The organism is Prevotella histicola (genome assembly GCF_055385135.1).
Map to the genome: position 1 here is coordinate 1,242,760 of NZ_AP043793.1, position 22,551 is coordinate 1,265,310.

A 22,551-nucleotide genomic window follows, 5' to 3' on the forward strand; every position below is an offset into this window, starting at 1 on the left:
AGCATTTCAGAAGACGCCCTTTTGCAATGTAAAAGGGCACCTTTTGCATGGTAAAAGATGCCCTTTTGAGGTGTAAAAGACGCCCTTTTACATTGCAAAAGGGCATCTTTTAAAAACCATTTTATAATCAATTGATTATCTGATGGTTACAAACCACAAAATAATCAACATTCTTCTCTTTTTCACCCAATGCCTATTGATTTTATGTAAGGACTTTTCTTAAGTTGCTAACCCATGTACATTAGGAGAACAAACACAAGAAAACAGACTATCAGCACCCGCAATGCAGCATGCTTACAATTCTATATACGGACGCAGACGTTCAATAGCTTCTGCAGGAAAGTCCTTTAACAAGTGAAGTTGTGACAGACTTGTTATCTTCCCTTTCAGCCTACGGTAATCGCATATAGCACGTGCTTGATAGAAATTAATATAGGGATGACGTCTTAGTTGGGCAAGTGTCAATGTGTTGAGGTTCAGCTTTTCCGTGTGTGGATGCACTACTGAGAAATAAGGCAAAGCCTCTTCGGGGAAGCCATCAAGCTCTAAGAGTTGCCCGACTGCTACATACCCACCAAGACGTTTACCATAGTTGACAATGGCACGTGCCCACCCTGAGCCGATACCGGGTATCTTCTTGAGCATCGTTGTGTCTGCTATGGTGAGGTTTACATGCTCTCCTACCTTTAGTTTCAGCGGATAACGCACCGTATCTCGGTCGTATTCTTTATATGCCTTGTACGTATTGCTTGCCCGAAAAGCCTCATATGCCTCGTGTGCAGCTTCCTTTTCGGCTGCTTTCCGTGCTATATACGCCTGTACAGAAGCAAGTGTTGACGCGGGAGCATAGTCATCGCCGATGCTGATATATGGCTCGAGTTCACGAAACTGCTTACGAGTAAGGCCATAAAGGCGTGCAAAATCCATTGGAGAACGAAAGACTCCACCCTTAGAACGATACTTCATGATGTTCCGAACCTGGTAAGGAGCCAATCCTAACTGTGTCAACTGCTGTGGAGTTGCAGTGTTCGGGTCAAAGGAAAAGAGCTGTTTGCCATTCTCATAGGATTCATATTCTCCCACTTTTGTCGACTTATTGAAATGTGGGAGATTGGATTTTTGTACAAGAGAGTCCTCATTAGCCAATTCTGTTTCTGTCATATGACTTCCCAGGAAAACCAATGTTCCAAGGCAAATCACAATAAAAAGAACGAAGAAAAGAAGGACTCTACGATCTGAACGTTGCAAGTAAAAGAAGGATTTAAGGTTCATAGAATTAAGGATTTGATTATTATTCAGAGGATTCTCAGCTGATTTAGGAACGAAAAAAGGAGCCTGCCAGGTACTATAAAACGGAGCAAGACCAGCCAAACACTGTAAAACTGCCTACGAATTGATTCCCAATTCGTAAACCCATTCCGCACGAAACAGAACGGAATAAGCCTACCAGAAAAAGAAACTTGTACGGATTTTGTCGCAATACTGTCCACGCTCTGCCATGCCATAGGTAGTTCTCTGGGGAAGAAGAAACTGCCAACACCATGCGCAAAGATAGTAGACGTAAGTGCCATCAAGCACACATTATGATTGTTTTCCATATCAGGTACAGATTCTTTCTACGTCATAATACGGTTTAAACAACCCCCAATTGATGAAGGAAGATAGCCAAAATAGCCAGTGGACAGACGAAACGTATCAAGAAATAGTAGATTCCAAAGACACTTCCCTTCAGTGTTCCCCAGTTCGTAAACTCATCCTTGACAATCTTCTTGGGTACATACCAGCCAATGAAGATGCAGGTAAGCATACCTCCAACAGGCAGGAATATCTGTCCTGTCACGAAGTCGAACACATCAAACAGTGACATCCCCGCAATTGTAAGTGCGTCCCAACCAATCAAAGACAGTGAACAAACGGCTCCTATCAATATGCAACAGCTGGTTACGATCATAGCTGCACGATTCCGACTGATATGCAATTCCTCCTGGAAAAAGGCTGTACTCACTTCATGAAGAGATATCAATGAGGTTAAAGCTGCCATAGAAAGAAGCAGATAGAACGCCAAAGAAATGACATAACCAAGGATTGGCATACCCGCAAAGGCTTGTTCAAAGACATTAGGAAGGGTTATGAATATCAAAGAAGGACCACTGTCAGGATTCACTCCGACGGAGAATGCCGCTGGAAAGATAATCAATCCTGCCAAGACAGCTACAAAAGTATCTATCAATCCTATCTGAACAGCAGAGTTCACCAGCTTCGTATGTCTACTATAATACGATGCATAGGTACAGATACAACCCATCGCAATACTCAAAGAGTAGAACGATTGCCCCAAAGCACCTAGGAAAACATCCTTTGTTACCTTACTAAAATCAGGCTTTAAGAGGAACTCTATGCCCCTTTCAGCCCCTGGTAACAAGCAAGAAGCAACCACCAAGACAAGCAAAAGGATGAATAAAGCAGGCATCATGACCTTTGATGCACGCTCAATACCGTTCCTTACACCATGTATAATAATGTAGTGGGTAATCAATAAGATGATTGATGCCCAGACGATAGGCTTCCATGGATTGGTTGAGAAATCAGTAAAATAAGTCTTGAAATACTCAGGACTACCATGTAAATGATTCACAACTGACGCCATTCCATACTGTAAACACCAGCCAGAGACCACTGCATAGTAACCCGTAATGAGGAAACCGGTCAGCACACCGAGGTATCCTACCCATTTCCAAGCCGTTCCGTTGGATAATTTCGTGTATGCTCGCGCTGTATTTGAGGCTGCATGACGCCCGATAATGAACTCACTTATCATGCAGGGGAGCCCCAATAGCAATATACAACCAATATAAATAAGGATAAAGGCAGCCCCTCCGTTCTGTCCAGTCATGTAAGGGAAGCGCCAAACGTTACCCAATCCAACAGCACCACCAGCTGTTGCAAGGATCATTCCCAGCTTACTTCCGAACTTAGCTCTTTCTTTTTGTGACATGAATAATTATCGTTTTAGATGCGCAAAATTACAAAAAATTATCTACTTTTGTATCAGATTAGAAGTAAAAGATGCAAAAATTTCAGTATATATTAGCTAAGTTCCCTTTCTCATGTATAATAATTGCAGGAATATGGGTGCTTTGTTTCATGAATATCCCCGATACTCCACTAAGTAATATCAGGCTGATTGACAAGTGGACACATGCTGTTATGTATCTGGTATTAGGCTTTTCGCTTATTTTTGAGTATCTTAGAGCAAATAAAAAAGCCAAACTCAAAGCGTTTATGCTTTGGGTTTGGCTCTTACCTGTTGCTATGGGAGGACTCATAGAGATACTTCAGGAGTACTGTACAAGCGGCAGACGCAGTGGAGACTGGCTCGATTTCCTAGCTGATAGCATTGGTTCTACGATAGCTTTCCTTATCGGTATTCTTCTGGTAAGGTGTCGCGCCAGAGCTTAAAGGGATTCTTTCGCATGTGAGAATTATAGAATCTACGGTCTCCAGTGACTTCTTTTCCTATGAAATCAGGGCTTTCAAACGGTTCATTCTCACTCTTTAACTCCACTTCAGCCATGACAAGTCCATCGTTATCTCCATGGAATTCATCCACTTCAAACGTATGTCCAGCATACGGAACAAGGTATCTGTGCTTGTCTATCACGCCCGATTCGCACAAAAGCATGAGCTGTTGGGCTTCTTGAAGGGTGATTTCTTTCTCGAATTCATAACGTGACAGACCGCCATTGCGTGATGGTCCCTTGATAGTTAGGTAGCCTTTGTCATCTCGAATACGTACTCTGACAGTGTTAACAGCCGCAAAATAGCCCTGTTGTATGTGACTACAGCTACTTGCAAGACGCTTCCAGTCCATCCGTTTATGCACAAGAAACTTCCGTTCTATCTCTAATCCACTCATGAAAGGATTGCCTTTAAAGTGTCATTGACCATATCATGCACAGTACTGCCAATAAAATCAGTACTACAGCAATCCACATTATGACACGATTACCTTGCTTCTCCTCTTTCTCTTCCCGTCTTTTACGGTTCAATTTACTTCTTTCACTCATAGTTTTACTATTAAAAGGTTGATTATTTAGTTATTTCCCAAGGTCTATTCATCCTCTGGGAACTCCATCAGATACGCTTTGATGAAGTCGTCAATCTTACCATCCATCACACCATCTACGTCCGATGTCTGATAATTTGTACGATGATCTTTCACACGACGGTCGTCAAATACATAGCTACGGATCTGACTTCCCCACTCAATCTTCTTCTTTCCAGCTTCTATTTTAGCCTGTTCTTCCATGCGTTTCTTCATCGCACGGTCATAAAGTTGCGACTTCAAGAGCTGCATTGCCTTAGCTCTATTCTTCGGTTGGTCGCGAGTTTCGGTGTTCTCAATAAGTATTTCTTCCTGTTCACCAGTATCTGGATCTTCGTATTGGTACCTCAATCGGACACCAGATTCAACCTTATTGACATTCTGACCACCAGCTCCACTGGAACGGAAGGTATCCCAACTAACACGAGCTGGGTCTACATAGACCTCTATAGTATCGTCTACCAGTGGCGTAACGAAGACACTTGCGAAGCTTGTCATGCGCTTTCCCTGTGCATTAAACGGACTTACACGTACCAAACGGTGCACTCCATTCTCGCTTTTCAGGTATCCATAAGCGTATTCTCCGCCCTCGAACTTCATAGTAACACTCTTTATGCCAGCTTCATCACCCTCCTGAATATCAGAAATGGTAACTTTATAGCCGTGAGACTCACCCCATCGCATGTACATACGCATGAGCATAGATGCCCAATCTTGGCTTTCTGTACCGCCAGCACCTGAGTTTATCTTCATAACACACTCCATTGGATCCTCTTCTTGGCGGAGCATGTTCTTGAGTTCTAAGTCTTCTACCTTCTTTAAGGCCTTATCATAAGCAGCATCTACCTCTTCTTCCGTAACGAGTTCATCCTTATAAAAGTCGAAAGCCAGCTGCACTTCATCCGTCAAAGCGCGTGCCTCATCATATCCTTTTATCCATTTTTCGATGTCTTTGACCTTCTTCATCTGTTCCTGAGCACGCTTTGGGTCATCCCAAAAGTCAGGTGCTTGCGTCCGAAGCTGTTCCTCTTCAAACTCAATTCGTTTCTGGTCAATACCCAAATAACGGTGTAATGCCTCCGTACGTTCCTGTATATCCTTTAGCTGATCTGCTGTTATCATATCTTATTCACCCTATATTCCCTAATAAAAGAGGATATAGGGCTTTACTTTTTATCAATTATCATTATAAACTTGTCGACCAACAAACTCGTCAACTCGTTGACTTTTACTCCTCATACATCCTGTCAATCACTTCCTGGAAGTTCTTATTGATAACAGAACGTTTCAGTTTCAGTGTGTTTGTAAGCTCCCCACTCTCCATAGAGAAGTGATGCGCAAGGAGCGTAAAGCGCTTTATCTGCTCATAAGGAGCCAAGCGTTGCTGCAGCGTCTCTATACGTTCCATCATCATTTTATGAACTTCTTCGTTCCGACAGAGGTCCTCACGGTCTGCAAAAGCAATGCTATGTTCTGCCGCCCACTCCTCTAACACGCGGAATTCTGGTACGATAAGTGCCGTAACGAACTTACGTTGATCAGCAATTACTACTGCCTGATCTATGAATTTGTCTACCAACAGCATCCCTTCTACCATCTGTGGAGCAACATACTTACCATTTGAAGTCTTGAAAAGGTCCTTTATACGTTCCTTAAGGAAGAGCTCTCCATCTTTCAGATAGCCTGCATCACCAGTATGGAAGAAGCCATCAGCATCAAAAGCCTCAGCATTTGCCAAATCGCGATGGTAATAACCCGGTGTGATGGTAGGACCTTTCAGGAGAATTTCTTCATTCTCTCCTATCTTAATCTGTATGCTATCAATAGGTCTACCCACCGAGCCAACAGTATAAGGTTCGTCCTTATGATCACAACTTACCGTTGCCAAGCTCTCCGTAAGACCATAACCAACGATCATACAGATACCTATGCTATGCACGAACTCCTCAACTTCGGGTGACACATAAGCACCTGCCGTTGGGAAGATATTGGCATTTTCCAGTCCTAATTGCTTACGAACAAGACTCAGTATTGTCTTATTTACAACCTGATATTCCATCTCCAAAGGCAACGGAACACGCTTTCCGCGAGAACGATAAGTGATATTACGCTTCTTACCGACACTCAATGCATGATAAAACAGCTTACGTTGAACAACGCTTGAGTTGTCCATTCGTTCCTTCACTGCGATATAAACTTTCTCCCAGAAGCGTGGAACGGCTGACATACACGTTGGATGTGTCTCGCGCATGCTTTGTTGTATCTCCTTAGGATAGGTATTAATGATCATCTGTGCACCCTCACTGAGCGACAGATATGCCCACCCTCGCTCAAAGACATGCGTAAAAGGAAGGAAGTTTATGACGCGATCATCCTCACCGACAGGCACACATTTGCCATTAGCTTCCATGGCTGCGATGTACATTTTATGGGTAAGTACAACGCCTTTGCCTTCTCCTGTCGTTCCACTTGTGTAGAGAATATTACAGATTTCATCCTCTTTTGCTTCTTTCCAGCACTTCTCTACCTCTGACTGACGTGGGAATCCTTCACCCAATTTCAGGAAATCTTCAAAGTAAAGGGCGTGTGGGTCATGTGTACTAATACGTACACTCGGATCAAATATGATGATACGTTCCAACGTAGGGCACAATGCAAAGACACGATGAGCCTTGTCATATTGCTCCTGTTCACCAACGAAAAGGAACCTAATCCCCGCATCCTGAATCATGTATTGTATCTGTTGCTCAGAGCTTGTAGCATAGAATGGAATACTAATGGCACGTACTCCATAGGCTCCAAAATCTGTATAGAGGTACTGAATACAGTTCTGTGAAAAGACACCAATGGTTTCCTGTGGTTTTACACCGAGGTTCAGAAGGGCATTAGAGACCTCTTTCACACGCATGGAAAACTGATTCCATGATACTGTCTTCCATGTCAGACTACCAAAATTACGAAATGTCAACACTGGTTTGGCACCATATTTCTTTGCTTGTTCATGAATAAGAACTGAGAGATGACAGATTGTCTGCATGATAATATGTATTTTTATTACCTGCAAATATAAACATTTCTCTGCAAAGAAGGAAATTATTTGGATATTAAATCATGATTTCTGATATTTGTCGCACAATGAAATCCGAAGCTTTTAGTCATGAAACGATCAGTCTTTTATGAAGTACTGATAGCCGCATCATCCACAAATAAAGAAAAAAAAAGAGTTTATTCACCTTGGCGATAATTGCAATGTAACCAAGAATAGTTGCCCATCGGCAAAGCTCCTAACACGTTTTTAGATTCTCAACGTTACCATATAACAAGGAGATAGAAAACCTATTTTGTAATAATAAATACACATAAGCATTTCAATAGAGGCTCTTTTACATTCTAAAAGGGCACCTTTTGCATTGTAAAAGGTGCCCTTTTGACGTGCAAAAGGGCATCTTTTGAAGGGTAAAAGGGCGTCTTTTACAAGCCCATCTGTAACCTTCTGATTATCCAATAGTTACAAAGCCAAAAATAAGAGAATCTCATGCATTACACCGTTCGATACCAAAAGAAATGTGTAAAGCTATTTCGTAAAGAGCAAAAAAAATATTCTCACGAAAACAAATGAGCTGTTTTCGTGAGAATAACCTTATTATTTATTCCGCAAAAAAGGCTGGAAGAATTACCGCAACCACTGTTCTGGGTTCAGTTTAGCAGTCTCTTTTCTCAGCTGGAACTGCAGGATTCCACCCTTACCAACGGTTCCGATGGTCTGACCAGTACCCACTTTCTGTCCTCGACCCACACTGACTGAACCGAGATTAGCATAAACAGTGATGTAGATACCATGACGAATCATAACCACACTTACACCTCCTGCCATAAACACACCGCTCACTTCTCCCATAAAGACGCTGCGAACAGCACTGCCCGGTGCTCCCTTGATATTGATACCGTCATTGCTCAAACGCACATTCGACATACCTGCAACATCATATTGCCCAAAATGGCTTACGATATGACCAGACATTGGCATTGGCAAACGACCACGATTATTAGCGAAACTACCCGTCAAAGCACGGTCAGCAGAGGTCAGCATGTCATCATTAGCAGACGAAGCCTGTGCAGCAGCAGTCTCTCTGGCTGCACGTTCACGGTCAGCTGCCGCCTTACGTTCAGCTGCAATACGATTCGATTCAGCCTCACGAGCAACTTGATCGGCACGTGCCTGAGCTGCATTTGCCTTTGCTTCCGCCTTTGCCATAGCATCCTTAGCAGCTGCTTCCTGCTGTTCTGCCTTGCGAATGGCACGCTCACGGGCTGCAGCACGTTCCTTCTGGGCTGCTTCCTGACGGGTTTTCTCAGCGGCAGCACGGGCTGCAGCAGCACGAGCAGCAGCCTCTTGACGCGCACGTTCGGCTGCTGCTGCAGCAGCACGAGCCTCAGCTTTAGCCTTCTCCTCACGTGCTTTAGCCTCTGCAATACGACGTGCATTCTCCCGAGCAGCCGCCTCTGCAGCCGCTTTCTTGCGTGCAATCTCCTCCGCACGCTTCTTTGCTGCAGCAGCACGGGCGGCAGCTTGCGCACGAGCTTCAGCTATTGCACGGGCACGAGCCTTCTGTATTTCAATCTGAATGAGTCGGTCAATCTGTGCATTCAACGCTTGCTGCTGTTGTCTGCGTTGTGCTATCACACCCTGAAGGACCTTCTGATCCTGTTGCAAAGTAGCAACAACATTCTGCTGTTCTACACGCTTATGCTCCATCTGAGCATGTACTATACGGTCTTTATAAAGCAGGTTACTCTTGTGACCACGTACCTGTTGCAGCTGATTATGCTTCTCATCCACCTGACGTTGTTTAGCTTGTAACTGCTCTCCTTGTGCCCGTTGATAAGCAGCATACTCACGAACGAAACGCAAACGACGATACATCTGCGTCAGACTCTTTGCAGAAAACACGAACATCAGCTTGTCTTGGATACTTCGATGGCGTGCCATATAACGCATGGAACGGATAAAACGAGAACGACGCTCACCAAGTTGAGCCTCTAAAGACACCAATTGACTTTTCAATATACCAATATTATTATCCAATCCTTTAATATCTGTGGCAATTGTATCAATCGTTCTCTGATGCTGACCAATCTCTGTGTCAAGACGAACAATCTTCTGCAGACGGGTTTCTACGTCCTTCTGCTTGACTTTCATCTCTTCTTCGTGCTCAGAAATCTCCTTCTGAATCTGTTGATTCTGCCTCTGTAGACCTTTGATTTCCTCTGTTGTAACATATCTGGGAGCCTTTGTGCCATGCTTTCCACCACGCACATTCTTCCCATTTACCTTCCCATTAACAGCTTGTCCTTTCTTATTAACCTGCTGATGGGTATCATTCGTCGGCTGCTGGGCTTTCGTTGCAGTTGCAGAATGCCCCTTACGGTTGGTGACAGGTTGATTCTTATCAGCCTTTCCATTGCCTTTTACAGGTTGATTCTTGGTGTCCTTTACAGCAGCAACAGCAGTCTTCGTCCCGTTTTTCGTCTGCTTTTGCTGCACAGATTGTACTGTTAGACTCTTCTTTGAGCCCTTATTTCGCTTTGAATGCTGCCCAAATGTCGTCAGCAAGCACGTTATCAATAATAGAAAAGATAAAAAAAGTCGTTTCATTTACATGTTCGTTAATTTGCGAAGGATTTCTTCTACACTCACTTTTGTGTACTTATCTGATGGTGTAGTGATGGTTTCCCAATCACTTGCATCGCTGAAGCCATCCATTTCAAAGGTTGCTTTGAACGTTTTCTTCTGCTTAGTTGCATCCGTTTCTATAGTCAGTTCATGGCGTGCAGGGAACTTCTTTGATCCAAATGGTTGGAAATTTCCATACTTCCACGTAAGTGTTGACACGCCGTGAGACGGACTAACATACTGTGCCCGAGCCTCACTGATTAGCCCTGAAAGCGTCTGTGCCATCCAGCGATAGGTCATTTTGCCGTCTTTTAACGTCACTGCAGTTGTTGAATTACTACTATTTGCCAACGTAGCAAGGTCTACGTCAAACGCAGACAGGCTGCTTTCGTTCACACGTTGCTGTCCTGGAATGAACAATTGGTTCCAGAATAGAGATTGAAGGGAGTAGAAGTTGATTCCATTATCACGTAAGAAAGCCACCTCATTATAGTTTGCCTTGACGTATTGCTTGTGTATTCGGTCAATGAAAAGCACATAATCTTTCGTGAATTCCATACGTCCTACCTCACTACGGATGATAGGTATGAGCAGCTGAAGCCGTATTACCTCATCCTTACGCATGTGAAGAATACCTGGAACTGTGATGTCTTTATGCCCATCATTGAGTGTAAAGGTAAGGTTTGACACCAAGTTCTTCTGATAAAGAGCCTGATCTGCCACACGCTGAACAAAGATTAGCTTCTGATTGGTACTGCTTTTGGTACTTGGAAGAGTTGCATTACCCTGTTCAACCTTCACATCTTTTTGTTTGACAACAGTCTTATGAGTGCCACAGGAAGCCAGTAAAAGGACTGTCATTCCTGTTATTAATATCTTATTTGTTTTCATTTTGCTACGTATTTCTTTAGTTGTATCTTCTTCTTTAGTACTGCACTTTGATTGCCACCTTTGAGAGATTGCTGCCAGAACTCAAGTGCTTTATCAATGTCTCCAGTCATGGCATAGATGTCACCAGCATGCTCTTTTACTACTCCTGTAAGTGTTGAATCACTGCGAATAGCTTGATCTATATAAATTTTAGCTTCCTCATAACGCTTCTGTTGGAAGAGAATCCAAGCATAAGTATCAAGGAATGTACTGTTATTCGGCTCTGCTTTTATCGTTTTGTAGCTCAATTGCTCAGCTTTTGGCAAGTCTTTGTTTGCCTCACTGAGGTAATAAGCATAGTTATTCATCGCAGCTATGTTGTCAGGTTTCCATTGTAGACAGCTGTCGTAAGCCTGAAAAGACTCTGCAAGACGACCTTTTTCATGAAGAATCTCGCCCATCAAGGCATAAAAGTCCGAAACAACATCAGGATTACTGTCTGCTTTTATCTGACTAACACCCTTCCTGAAGGTCTGCAATGCTGCATCATTTTCATGCTTCTGATACTGTGCCATACCCTGAAAGTAATAGAAAACCATCTCTTCAGGGTTATATTCCTGTGCAGGTCGGCAGATAGCAATGACCTTATCATAGTCTCCTGTATCCCAAATGTTCTGTATCAACGCTATACGAGCACGTGAATTATCAGGTTCAACATCTATAGCTTGTTCATAAACACGGTTGATTTCAGCCTTCGGCATCTTCTTTAATGACATATAAGCAGCTTTCATCATCAGGATGTCAGCATCTGTCTGTGGCACAGACAGCGCTTGTGAGAAGAGTTTCATCACCTCTGCACTGTCCGAAACATTTGCTTGTTGATTCGAAGAGATAACCTGTCGGAGCAAAGCTATCTTTGTTTCTTTCTCCGTTTTAGGTGATTGTAGCAGCTCTTGTGTGATGACATCCACAGTAGCTTGGTCTCCTATCGTACGATAATAATCCAATAATGACAACTTAGCCAGGGCATTCGTCGGTTCTTCCTTCAGTACATTGCGGTACAACTTGACTGCTTCTTTCTTCTTACCGTTCTGTAAAAGCCAGTTGCCGAACATGACTTTATAATTCAAATCCAGCGGATGTGAATCAACAAGTGACTTCAACTCATCATACTCCTTACGCTTTTCGCCCATCTGTTCATAGATTTGCATCTTGCTAAGGGATATCTGTTCACTGCTACCTTCAAGTACTTCTATACGGTTGAGGACGTTAATCATCTGTTGAAACTCGTTCTGTGAGCCATAAAGTTGGTAGAGAATCTGCAGAACATCCACACGAGCTTTGTTCAAAGCATAGAGTTTTTCGTAAGCATTGATAGCATTTGGATAGTCTTTCTGTGAGACATAAAGCTGTCCAAGCTTCTCAATATAACTGGAGTTCTCTGGGTCTAATGTAGCAGCACGTTCATAATAAGCGCGTGAACGGGTGTCATCTTTCAGGTCAACATAGTAAGGTGCCAACAGATAATACACCTCTGGGGCGTTAGGATTAAGGTCACGAGCATGACGAAGCAGGTCGAACGCAGCCGTAAGATTACCCATCTCTTGCTGTCGAACGCCTTCTAAGAAGAAATAGTTATAGCTCTGCAAGCTATCATAGTCTTCTGCATGCAGTCCTAAAGAGCCTCCTAACAACACGATCGTCAGGACGACTTTGCTTAAATTAGTTCGTACTTTCATCAAATGTATGACCTTAACAAATATTCCTTTTACCCTTCTTTTGTTATTTTACGCCCGTATGTCCGTATCCACCAGTACCACGTTCAGTCTCATCAAGTTCCTCTACTTCTATGAATTCTCCTTGCTCATGACGTGCAATGACCATCTGTGCAATGCGTTCACCATCATTAATAATGAAGTCTTCATCCGAGAAATTGATAAGTAATACCATGATTTCACCCCGGTAATCAGCATCTATCGTACCTGGAGAGTTCAATACTGTGAGCCCATGTTTCAATGCTAAACCGCTACGAGGGCGTACTTGAGCCTCATAACCAGCAGGAAGTGCTATGTATAATCCTGTCGGTATAAGCCTACGTTCCATGGGATGCAACACGATCTTCTCGTCAATATTAGCGCGAAGGTCCATTCCTGCGCTCTGTGAAGTGGCATAAGCAGGAAGTTGCTGATGCCCTTTATTGATTACTTTTATCTTTATCATCGCTATTTAATAAGGTGCAAAATTAAACAATTAATGCCACATTGCTGAATTTTTCATTGTAAAAAGCCCGTTTTTAGCCAATTTTAATTACTTTTGCGAGCGGCTTTCCAAGGCTGATATCAATTCTTTAATCCCCCTCAAACAGCATTCAAAGACAATGAACTGGCAACAACTCATATCCAATAAACGGCTCGGACAGGAAGACCGGCATGCTCTTCGACACGATGATCGCTCTGAATTTAAGCGTGACAGTGACCGTCTTATCTATTCAGCACCCTTCCGAAGACTACAGAACAAGACTCAAGTCTTCCCACTTCCAGGTAGTATCTTCGTGCATAATCGCCTGACTCACTCCCTTGAAGTAGCTTCACTGGGTAAGTCTTTGGGTGATGACGTGGCACGTAAGCTGATGAAAAAACATCCAGAACTGCGTGGTACGCTCTTTGAAGAGATTGGAACCATCGTACAAACGGCATGCTATGCACATGACATGGGCAACCCTCCCTTCGGACATAGTGGTGAGAAAGCTATCCAATCTTTCTTTACCGAAGGTCCAGGAGCCTGCTTAAAGGAAAAAGTCAGCAAACGATTCTGGGATGATATAACCCATTTCGAGGGAAATGCCAATGCCTTTCGTTTGCTAACACATCGCTTCTTAGGGCGTCGTGAGGGTGGTTTTGTTATGACCTATACCACATTGGCAAGCATCGTGAAGTACCCTTTCAGCTCTGCTTTTGCGGGGAAACATGGTAAATTTGGCTTCTTCTCGACGGAGGAAGACACCTATAAGAAGATTGCCGACGAGCTGGGTATCATCGAAAAGGAGCACACAGAGGAAGGAATACGCTATGTTCGCCACCCATTAGTATATCTTATGGAAGCTGCAGATGATATCTGTTACGAGATAATGGATATTGAAGATGCTCATAAACTGAAGCTTCTTTCTTTCGAAGAAACGGCAGAATTGCTACTGGGATTCTTCGATGAAGAGACCAAAAGGAGCATCCGTCAACGCATAGAAGACGAAGGTGTGACCGACAAGAACGAACAGGTGGTTTACTTCCGAGCATGTGCAGTAGGATTATTGGAGGCAGAATGCGTCAATGCTTTCGTCGAACATGAACAAGAAATACTACAAGGAACCTTCGAAGGATCGCTTATCAAGCATATCTCCGAGCTTCCTTGCAAGGCTTACAAGCATTGTGCAGAAGTTTCTGTAAGGGAGATTTATCGCAGTAAGACGGTCCTTGACGTGGAATTATCGGGTTATAAGATCATGGAAACGCTCATGAATGACCTCATCGGAGCTGCCGTTAACCCAGAACACTTCCATAGTCAACAGCTCATTCGACGCTTCTCAAGTCAGTACGACATACAGAGTCCTGATCTTGAAACACGTATCATGGCTGTCATCGATTATATAAGTGGCATGACAGACATCTACGCTTTGGACATCTATCAGAAGATAAACGGCATCAGTTTGCCCATCATTTAAGGAGTTTTAAATGGAAAATCAATATAAAAAGACCTTCCCCAACCTCATGGTAGGGAAGAAAATCATCTATGTACACGGCTTCATGTCAGCCGGATCAACCCACACTGCACAGATTCTTCGTGACTATATGCCACAGGCAACAGTCATTGCTCCCGACCTCCCAATACATCCCGAAGAGGCGATGGAGCTGTTGCGTAACCTTGTAAAGACAGAGAATCCAGACCTTATCATTGGTACTTCAATGGGTGGAATGTACACAGAGATGCTCTACGGTGTAGACCGTATCTTTGTCAATCCAGCCTTTCAGATGGGATCAACCATCACCGAAAGCAACATGATGGGTAAGCAGGTGTATCAGAATGAACGACAGGATGGAGAAAAGGAAGTCATTGTCACCAAGGCATTGGTTAAGGAATACAAGGAAATGACAGAGCAATGTTTTGCGCAAGTGACCGAGGAAGAGCAACTAAAAGTATTCGGACTCTTCGGCGATGAAGACCCGATTGTGCACACATTCGACCTCTTTAGCGAGCATTATACCCAAGCCATCCACTTCCACGGGGAGCACCGACTCATTGAAAAGGCTATCTTCCACTATCTCATGCCTGTCATTCGATGGATTGACGACCGACAAGAAGGGCGCGAACGGCGCACTGTTCTTATCAGTCAGGATACCCTTGCCGATGGATATGGTAAGCCAAAGTCGAGCCTACACAAGGCTTATGAGCTCTTACTCGATAACTATAACGTCTATTTTGTAAGTCCTGCACCTACCAATAACCCATCGGTTATCACCGAACAACAAGCTTGGATTGAAGAAACATTCAGTGCTCCAGCCTGGAATCATGCCATCTTCACCAATCAACCACAACTTCTTTACGGCGATTACTTCATCAGTAGCACCGAACAACCAGACTTTCTCGGTACTGTCTTACGCTTCGGTAGTGATGAATTCAAGACATGGGAGGAAATCATTACTTACTTTGAACGGTTGGGAGGACAGTGATTAAACTTCATAAAACATACGTTTAAGACAGCAATAGCACATACGTTGGGGATTTGTTTCTTGTGTGTTTTATCTTATTTTCATCATGACGAGATGCAAAATTAATCACGATGAGACACCCGTTTCATTATGATGACATGGCATGAAGCATGACCTATTCAATCTTGAAACATTAGTAAGAAAAATCCCTAACGCCCGTCTCCACCCTTCTTTCCATAATATAACCAGAAGCAAGACATCAGGACCGAAACTACAAAGATGGCTTTTTAACGATGGCACACGAACTCTTTACACGCATCGCCGACATCCTTTCGGCACCTTCCGAGGCACAGGCACTCATCATGCATGAGACACTTGTCATTGCTTGCCATGAGGGATTGAAGAATACCCGACATGGTTTTGGCAACCTATCATCACAGGTTGAGGTGCTTTGCAGACAACATAACATTGCTCCACAAGACATTGTTGCCATACAAAAGATGCGCCGACACAGCAATTCCATTGCGCCGATTCTACCCGAAGACGTGGCGTATGACTGTCGGGCACTTGCCATATTTGTCTCTGCTATATTCCAAGAAGCCGTACCATCGTTCCTCGTTGGCAAGATTCCAACACATGGAAGGATGACGGAAAACATACAACTGACGAACTATAGATACATCCGTTGTATTGTCAAAGAGTGGGATGAAAAGACGATTCGGGTCTCTGTGACCAACCAAGACAGCAGTGAAGAGTTGTTGACAGTGGACTATACGAATACACCAGAGTATGTTGACTTCACCTATCTACGCCCTTTACTGCGTGAAGGGATGCAGCTGAACCTGCTTGACTGTAATGTCACACGTAAGAAAGTCATCCCTCGCATGATCGTCGTAGAGCCTGATTACCTCATAGACATATCTACAATAGCCAACTGTTTTGAGAGTTATGGACATCATCCTCTGCTTTTTACGGTCAACAGATTGCAGAATCGACCTGTAAACAAGTACATCGTACTGGGTAACTTCGCTGGTTCAGCACTGGATGATATCATCAATCACCCTGCAGACTACGACATAAAAGACACATTTCGGTCGAATTTCAGAGAGAAAGCATTAGACTTTGCCACCTGCCCCGACTTCAATGCAACCGATTTCAAGCAGGAAGCTGAACGGCAAGTGGAACATATGCAAGAGATAGTGGACGAGATTTTCCATACATTCGACCGTGATAAAGCTATCCTTGAGCCATCTTTTGTGTGTGAACGGCTGGGACTTCAAGGACGAGTTGACCTTATGACAACTGATCTTCAGTTACTTATTGAGCAGAAATCAGGCAAGAATATCTTTATAGAACGTAAGTTCCGAAACCCACATGGGTCGTTGCATGTAGAGAAACATTACGTTCAGTTGCTACTCTACTACGGTATTCTGCAATATAACTTCCAGCTCAGTGCCAAGAAAGCACACATCCAATTGCTTTACTCAAAGTATCCCCTACCTGACGGACTGCTTGAGGTTGAACCTCTACAGACACTGATTCGTGAGGCAATTCGCTTCCGTAATCAAGCTGTAGCAACGGAGTTTTGGATGGCAGAGAACGGCTTCGGAAGGATGATTCCACTTCTGACACCACAGACATTGAACGTGGAAAAGCAGAACGACTCGTTCTATCACAACTATCTTTTGCCGCAACTCACAGGGACATTAGCCCCACTTCACCAGCTCAACGAACTGGAAAAGGCTTACTTCTCACGCATGATGACCTTCGTGATAAAGGAACAACTCGTGTCGAAAGTTGGTGCACAGGAAGGTGTAGGTAGCAGTAATGCCGACTTATGGAACATGCCTTTGGCTGAAAAGAAGGAGACAGGAAACATCTATACAGGGCTGACTATCACGTCAAAGCAGTGCAGTAGCTCGTTCAACGGCTACGATACCGTCACGCTAAGCATCCCACAACAAGGCGAAGACTTCCTCCCGAACTTCCGAAGAGGCGACATGGTTTACCTCTATGCATACAAGAAAGGAGAGCAACCTGACGTCAGACAGAGTATTCTCTACAAAGGATCACTACAGGAAATACATGTAGACAGCATCACCGTGCATCTCAATGATGGTCAGCAGAACCCTGACATTATCAACGGAGAACAGTTTGCCATTGAGCATGCGAGCAGTGATATTGGTGGAACAGCAGGTATCCGAAGCCTTTATACGTTTATCACATCTGATGAAGATCGGCGTCAGCTGCTTCTCGGTCAGCGTGCACCACGTGTCGACAAAAGCCTGAAATTGTCGAAGAGTTACCATCCTGATTATGACGATATCATCCTTAAAGCCAAGCAGGCACAGGACTACTTCCTACTCATTGGTCCTCCCGGAACAGGAAAAACATCGCAAGCCCTACAGTTCTTGGTACGTGAACAGCTTGCAACAAACCCCACCTCTCAATCATCAACACCCAAGAGTCAATCGTCTATCCTCCTCCTTGCTTATACGAACAGGGCTGTAGATGAGATATGCGGAATGCTTACTGCCAATCAGCTCGACTACGTTCGCATAGGGAATGAGTTCAGTTGTGACCCGAAATACAGTGACCATCTGTTGTCATCTCTCCTTGGTGAGAATCCAAATTTGGCTTCTATCAGGGAGAAAATATCAAGCGCTCAGATCATTGTTGCCACCACTTCAACCATGAACTCCCGTTCTGCACTTTTCAATATCAAGCACTTCGACCTTGCAATCATTGATGAAGCAAGCCAGATATTAGAACCAAACATCGTTGGAATACTATCAGCTGGACATGGTGAAGAACGGTCTATTGAACGATTTATATTGATTGGCGACCACAAACAGCTACCTGCCGTGGTGCAACAGGGGGATATTGAGACTGCAATAGATAGTCCTCTGCTCCAAGACATCCATCTTTTGTCGTGTGCCAATTCCCTCTTCGAACGGCTCATCCTTACTGAACGGGCTGCAGAAAGAACTGATTTCATTGGTACATTACACAAACAAGGGCGCATGCACCCCGACATTGCCGACTTTGCCAACCGTAAATTTTATGCGCAGGAACAGTTAGAATGTGTGCCATTGGCGCATCAAGTAGAGGAGAATCTGCCTTATAAAGAAACCAGTGAAGATGCAACTGACGAGTTATTGAAGGCTCATCGCATGCTATTCATCCCGTCAAAACCATGCAGAAAACTAAATATTTCGGAGAAAGTAAACACTGAAGAGGCAAAGATTATTGCTGATATGCTTCGCCGTCTGTACCGACAATTAAGTGAAACCTTCAACGCACAGAAGTCTGTTGGCATCATTGTACCCTATCGCAATCAAATTGCTATGATCCGAAAGGAGATAGAAAAGCTTGGAATCCCAGCCTTAGAAGACATCAGTATAGATACCGTTGAACGTTATCAGGGTAGTCAACGTGACGTCATTCTTTACTCATTCACAGTTCAAAGTAGGTATCAGCTTGACTTCCTCACTGCTAATACCTTCTATGAAGACGGTCAGCCCATTGACAGAAAGCTGAATGTTGCCATCACAAGAGCCCGCAAGCAACTGATACTTACAGGCAATGAAGCAACGTTAAGACAGAACAAACTCTTTGCAGAACTTATTGATTACATAAAGGAAAAGGGTGGTTATCAAACGCAATAAACATGTGATTGGAGGATAAGGAACGACCTATTTTGTAAAATAAACTCCTCTTTGGTTTTTAAAAGACCATCTTTCACCTTCTAAAAGGGCATCTTTTGCATTGTAAAAGGTGCCCTTTTGCGTTGTAAAAGACGCCCTTTTGAAGTACAAAAGATGCTCTTTTACAAGCCTCTTTGTAACCATCTGATTTTATGAAGGTTACAAAGTCGGAGAAAAGACATATCGCATCATCCTGCTCATCACCACAACCTCAACACTGTAATCTTATTTTACTACTCATAACAGCAACCTCTTCAGACTCTTCCCCGCCCTTTTACACCTTAATTATATATAGGTTCTCACCGTAAGTTTAATGTTTCTAATACGCTCATCAACCGATTTGAGCAAAGAGTTTATATGTCCATATTCTCCTATAACAGTACAAAAGGAAACATTCTCCTTGACACTTTATCCCTCCTATGTCCTGCTCCGAACCCGAGAATAAACGCAGAGGACAAGCCTTTTTTATACATAGTGAACTGTCAGAACTTTCGTTTTTCTTGTCAATTTAGGAACTTTTCTTGCCAGTTTCAATATTTTCTCTTTACTTTGTAGACCGTAAAATATAATCGAAAGCTGATGAAGACGATTCTCACTATTACAGGTTCAGACAGTACAGGAGGCTCTGGTGTACAAGCAGACATCAGGACGATAGCTGCTTTAGGTGGCTATGCCGTATCGGCTGTTACCTCTATTACAGTGCAGAACACTTTGGGTATTCAGGCTTTCCATGATCTTCCGGCTGACATTGTGAAAGGACAGATAGAAGCAATCATCAATGATGTGCAGCCCGACACAGTGAAAGTGGGAATGATTCGGACCATAGAGACACTCTCTGTGGTGGTTGACGCCTTGCTGAAATACCATCCCCACCATGTCATCTATGACCCTATCGTAACAACAAGTAACGGTGACCGACTGCTGACAGATGATGTCATCATGCAAATACGCAGTAAATTATTACCGTTATGTGACATTGTAATTTTAAGAGAAGGAGATGCTGAACGCATCTTTACTCACCCTTCTATCAACTGGGAAAGGCAGAAAACACGTTCACTTGTTCTCAATGACCTCGTACAACATGGTTTATCAAACAGTTTCTCTTCTGCCCTTGCCGTCTATTTGAGCAAGGATGAGCCGATGGAGCAAGCCATTCAGCATGCAAAAGAGTATATTCGCACACTCGTAGCACGCAAGAGTGACCTCAATGGACGTAGTAGTCAGCTGTATAATGAGTTCCTTGAGGCTGTGCAACAACACTATCGTACGAATCGTGACGTGGCTTTTTATGCTGACTGTCTGAACGTTTCAGCCCGTTATCTGTCCCAGGTAGCGCACCGAATATCAGGAAAGTCACCTAAAAACATCATAGACCATACGCTCACAGAAGCACTTGCCTGTCAGCTTCGGACAACCCAACACCCCATTCAAGAGATTGCCTATGAGCATGGTTTTACGTCTCAGGCACAGTTTGCAAAGTTCTTTAGAAAGCAAACAGGGCAGACACCAAGTGAATGGAGAAAACAAATTAAATAAAAAAAGAGATATTATTAAATCAATAAAGATACCTTATTAAATAATTAAAGATATGACAAACCGACAAGAATTAAACCGGAATCTTGCCCAGATGTTGAAGGGCGGTGTGATCATGGACGTAACAACACCAGAGCAGGCTCGCATTGCTGAGGCTGCAGGTGCATGTGCTGTAATGGCTTTAGAGCGTATCCCAGCTGACATTCGTGCAGCAGGTGGCGTGTCAAGAATGAGTGACCCAAAGATGATCAAGGGCATCCAAGAGGCTGTTACTATACCTGTAATGGCAAAATGCCGTATCGGTCACATTGCAGAAGCACAGATTCTGCAAGCAATTGAGATTGATTATATCGACGAAAGTGAGGTACTTTCACCAGCTGATAACATCTATCACATTGACAAGACACAGTTTGATGTTCCTTTCGTATGCGGTGCTCGCAACCTGAATGAGGCTTTACGCCGTATCGCTGAAGGTGCAACAATGATCCGTACAAAGGGAGAACCAGGAACAGGAGACGTTGTTCAGGCTGTCAGTCACATGCGTTTGATGCAGGCTCAGATACGTGAATTGGTAGGAAAGCGCGAAGATGAACTCTTTGAAGCAGCCAAACAGCTGCAAGCTCCATATGATTTGGTGAAGTATGTACATGACAATGGAAAGTTACCAGTAGTGAATTTCGCTGCAGGAGGTGTCGCTACACCAGCTGATGCTGCGTTGATGATGCAGTTAGGTGCTGAAGGAGTCTTCGTAGGATCTGGTATTTTCAAGAGTGGTGATCCGGAGAAACGAGCAGCAGCCATCGTAAAAGCCGTAACAAACTACAACGATCCTAAGGAATTGGCTAAACTATCAGAAGACTTAGGTGAGGCTATGGTAGGTATCAACGAGCAGGAGATACAGCTGCTCATGGCTGAGCGCGGACAATGAGAATTGCCGTACTCGCCCTTCAAGGGGCTTTTCTCGAACATGAGATGTTGCTCAACAAGCTGGGAGTAGACTGCTTTGAAGTGCGACAACTAAAGGACTGGCAACAGGAAAAGGATGGATTGATTATTCCTGGTGGCGAAAGTACGACTCAGGGAAAGCTCCTCCGAGAACTTGGATTGTTAACTCCTATTCGTGAAGCTATTGAAGGTGGACTACCTGTCTTTGGTACTTGTGCAGGGCTAATCCTTCTATCTCAAAAGGTAGAAGGTAACAGTCCTGCAGCACCAGAACCACCAAGGATTGGCACAATGAGCATGACCGCAGCACGAAATGCATACGGAAGACAGTTGGGAAGTTTCCATACAGAAGCGTCTTTCAAAGGCATTGAAGGCAAAATTCCCATGACTTTCATTCGTGCACCATATATTGCTCATGCCTCTGAGGATGTAGAAATACTTGCAACCGTAGATGGTCGGAGTGTTGCTGCAAGGCAAAATAACCAGCTTGTTACCTCCTTCCATCCAGAATTAGACATGGACACACGAGTACATGAATACTTTTTGAAGATCGTAAAAGCAAGATAAACTCTGATAAAAGCAAATGCAGACCATCATAAAATGCAATAAGCAATTATGATGGTCTGCACTGTTTATAAACGTAAAGACACAAAAAAAGGACTACCGCTGTAGTCCAACCTTTGTTAACCTTAAATCTAATACTATGAAAAACACGATGCAAAGATAGAGTAAATACTTCATACTTGCAAACATTTCAAGTTGTTTTTATAGATAAAATGCGTTTCTTGATATATATCAAGACTTATTTCTTATAAAATAACAGATTGAAACCTATTTAGTAAAAGTAGCCGGTTAAGATAGCTACTTACCATCTATCGAATTTAGAACAAAAGGAATTTTAACCCCTAAAACTTTGCCATTTCATTTTTTAGGGCTACCTTTGCACCGAATAAAGAGATTTGGACATTAAGGATAAGGATTCCGACATTATAGAGAAGATGTTGGAATTCTGTCGTT

The 22,551-nt window shown here is 43.5% G+C and carries 17 protein-coding genes; 7 read left to right on the plus strand and 10 right to left on the minus strand.

What is annotated here, in order from left to right:
* Window positions 1-294: 294 nt before the first annotated feature.
* Complete coding sequence (locus ACZ48L_RS05180) at window positions 295-1,272, minus strand: ComEA family DNA-binding protein (RefSeq protein ID WP_377463752.1); 978 nt, start codon at window positions 1,270-1,272, stop codon at window positions 295-297.
* Window positions 1,273-1,633: 361 nt separating this feature from the next.
* A complete protein-coding gene (locus ACZ48L_RS05185; RefSeq protein WP_025791764.1) occupies window positions 1,634-2,995 on the minus strand; it encodes a sodium-dependent transporter in 1,362 nt (453 codons plus the stop codon).
* Window positions 2,996-3,066: 71 nt separating this feature from the next.
* Here ACZ48L_RS05185 and ACZ48L_RS05190 point away from each other — a divergent pair, with 71 nt between their 5' ends.
* Window positions 3,067-3,459 (plus strand): VanZ family protein, encoded by a 393-nt coding sequence (locus ACZ48L_RS05190; protein ID WP_025791763.1) that lies wholly within the window; start codon window positions 3,067-3,069, stop codon window positions 3,457-3,459.
* Here the strand turns inward: ACZ48L_RS05190 and ACZ48L_RS05195 are convergent.
* From ACZ48L_RS05195 to dut, 8 genes are all read right to left on the minus strand, one after another.
* Window positions 3,419-3,916: a CYTH domain-containing protein gene (locus ACZ48L_RS05195; protein WP_025791762.1), complete on the minus strand. Its 498-nt coding sequence runs from the start codon at window positions 3,914-3,916 to the stop codon at window positions 3,419-3,421. The genes ACZ48L_RS05190 and ACZ48L_RS05195 overlap by 41 nt on opposite strands.
* A gap of 13 nt (window positions 3,917-3,929) precedes the next feature.
* Window positions 3,930-4,067: a hypothetical protein gene (locus tag ACZ48L_RS05200; protein ID WP_008824231.1), complete on the minus strand. Its 138-nt coding sequence runs from the start codon at window positions 4,065-4,067 to the stop codon at window positions 3,930-3,932.
* 44 nt (window positions 4,068-4,111) lie between these two features.
* Window positions 4,112-5,227 carry a peptide chain release factor 2 gene (gene prfB / locus ACZ48L_RS05205; RefSeq protein WP_025791761.1) on the minus strand — a complete coding sequence of 372 codons (1,116 nt, stop codon included), beginning with the start codon at window positions 5,225-5,227 and terminating at the stop codon, window positions 4,112-4,114.
* A gap of 106 nt (window positions 5,228-5,333) precedes the next feature.
* Complete coding sequence (locus tag ACZ48L_RS05210; protein WP_008824229.1) at window positions 5,334-7,142, minus strand: AMP-dependent synthetase/ligase; 1,809 nt, start codon at window positions 7,140-7,142, stop codon at window positions 5,334-5,336.
* A 636-nt stretch (window positions 7,143-7,778) separates the two neighbouring features.
* A complete protein-coding gene (locus ACZ48L_RS05215; RefSeq protein WP_025791759.1) occupies window positions 7,779-9,761 on the minus strand; it encodes a murein hydrolase activator EnvC family protein in 1,983 nt (660 codons plus the stop codon).
* Entirely contained in the window at window positions 9,762-10,670 is a 909-nt protein-coding gene (gene lolB1 / locus ACZ48L_RS05220; protein ID WP_025791758.1) for a lipoprotein insertase outer membrane protein LolB1, read from the minus strand.
* A complete protein-coding gene (locus ACZ48L_RS05225; RefSeq protein WP_036869344.1) occupies window positions 10,667-12,388 on the minus strand; it encodes a tetratricopeptide repeat protein in 1,722 nt (573 codons plus the stop codon). The genes lolB1 and ACZ48L_RS05225 overlap by 4 nt, the downstream gene beginning before the upstream one ends.
* A gap of 43 nt (window positions 12,389-12,431) precedes the next feature.
* Window positions 12,432-12,869: a dUTP diphosphatase gene (dut, locus tag ACZ48L_RS05230; protein WP_008824225.1), complete on the minus strand. Its 438-nt coding sequence runs from the start codon at window positions 12,867-12,869 to the stop codon at window positions 12,432-12,434.
* A 157-nt stretch (window positions 12,870-13,026) separates the two neighbouring features.
* On the opposite strand from dut, the gene dgt reads away from it, so the two are divergent.
* From dgt to pdxT, 6 genes are all read left to right on the plus strand, one after another.
* Window positions 13,027-14,364 carry a dGTP triphosphohydrolase gene (gene dgt, locus ACZ48L_RS05235; RefSeq protein ID WP_025791756.1) on the plus strand — a complete coding sequence of 446 codons (1,338 nt, stop codon included), beginning with the start codon at window positions 13,027-13,029 and terminating at the stop codon, window positions 14,362-14,364.
* 10 nt (window positions 14,365-14,374) lie between these two features.
* On the plus strand, window positions 14,375-15,370 hold the full coding sequence (locus ACZ48L_RS05240; RefSeq protein ID WP_025791755.1) for a YqiA/YcfP family alpha/beta fold hydrolase: 996 nt from the start codon (window positions 14,375-14,377) through the stop codon (window positions 15,368-15,370).
* Between the two features lie 272 nt (window positions 15,371-15,642).
* Window positions 15,643-19,017 (plus strand): DEAD/DEAH box helicase, encoded by a 3,375-nt coding sequence (locus ACZ48L_RS05245; protein WP_025791754.1) that lies wholly within the window; start codon window positions 15,643-15,645, stop codon window positions 19,015-19,017.
* Window positions 19,018-19,635: 618 nt separating this feature from the next.
* Window positions 19,636-20,592: a hydroxymethylpyrimidine/phosphomethylpyrimidine kinase gene (locus tag ACZ48L_RS05250; RefSeq protein ID WP_025791753.1), complete on the plus strand. Its 957-nt coding sequence runs from the start codon at window positions 19,636-19,638 to the stop codon at window positions 20,590-20,592.
* Between the two features lie 52 nt (window positions 20,593-20,644).
* Window positions 20,645-21,517, plus strand: coding sequence for a pyridoxal 5'-phosphate synthase lyase subunit PdxS (gene pdxS / locus ACZ48L_RS05255; RefSeq protein WP_008824220.1), 873 nt, complete (start codon window positions 20,645-20,647; stop codon window positions 21,515-21,517).
* A complete protein-coding gene (gene pdxT / locus ACZ48L_RS05260) occupies window positions 21,514-22,101 on the plus strand; it encodes a pyridoxal 5'-phosphate synthase glutaminase subunit PdxT (RefSeq protein ID WP_025791752.1) in 588 nt (195 codons plus the stop codon). The genes pdxS and pdxT overlap by 4 nt, the downstream gene beginning before the upstream one ends.
* The last annotated feature ends 450 nt before the right edge of the window (window positions 22,102-22,551 follow it).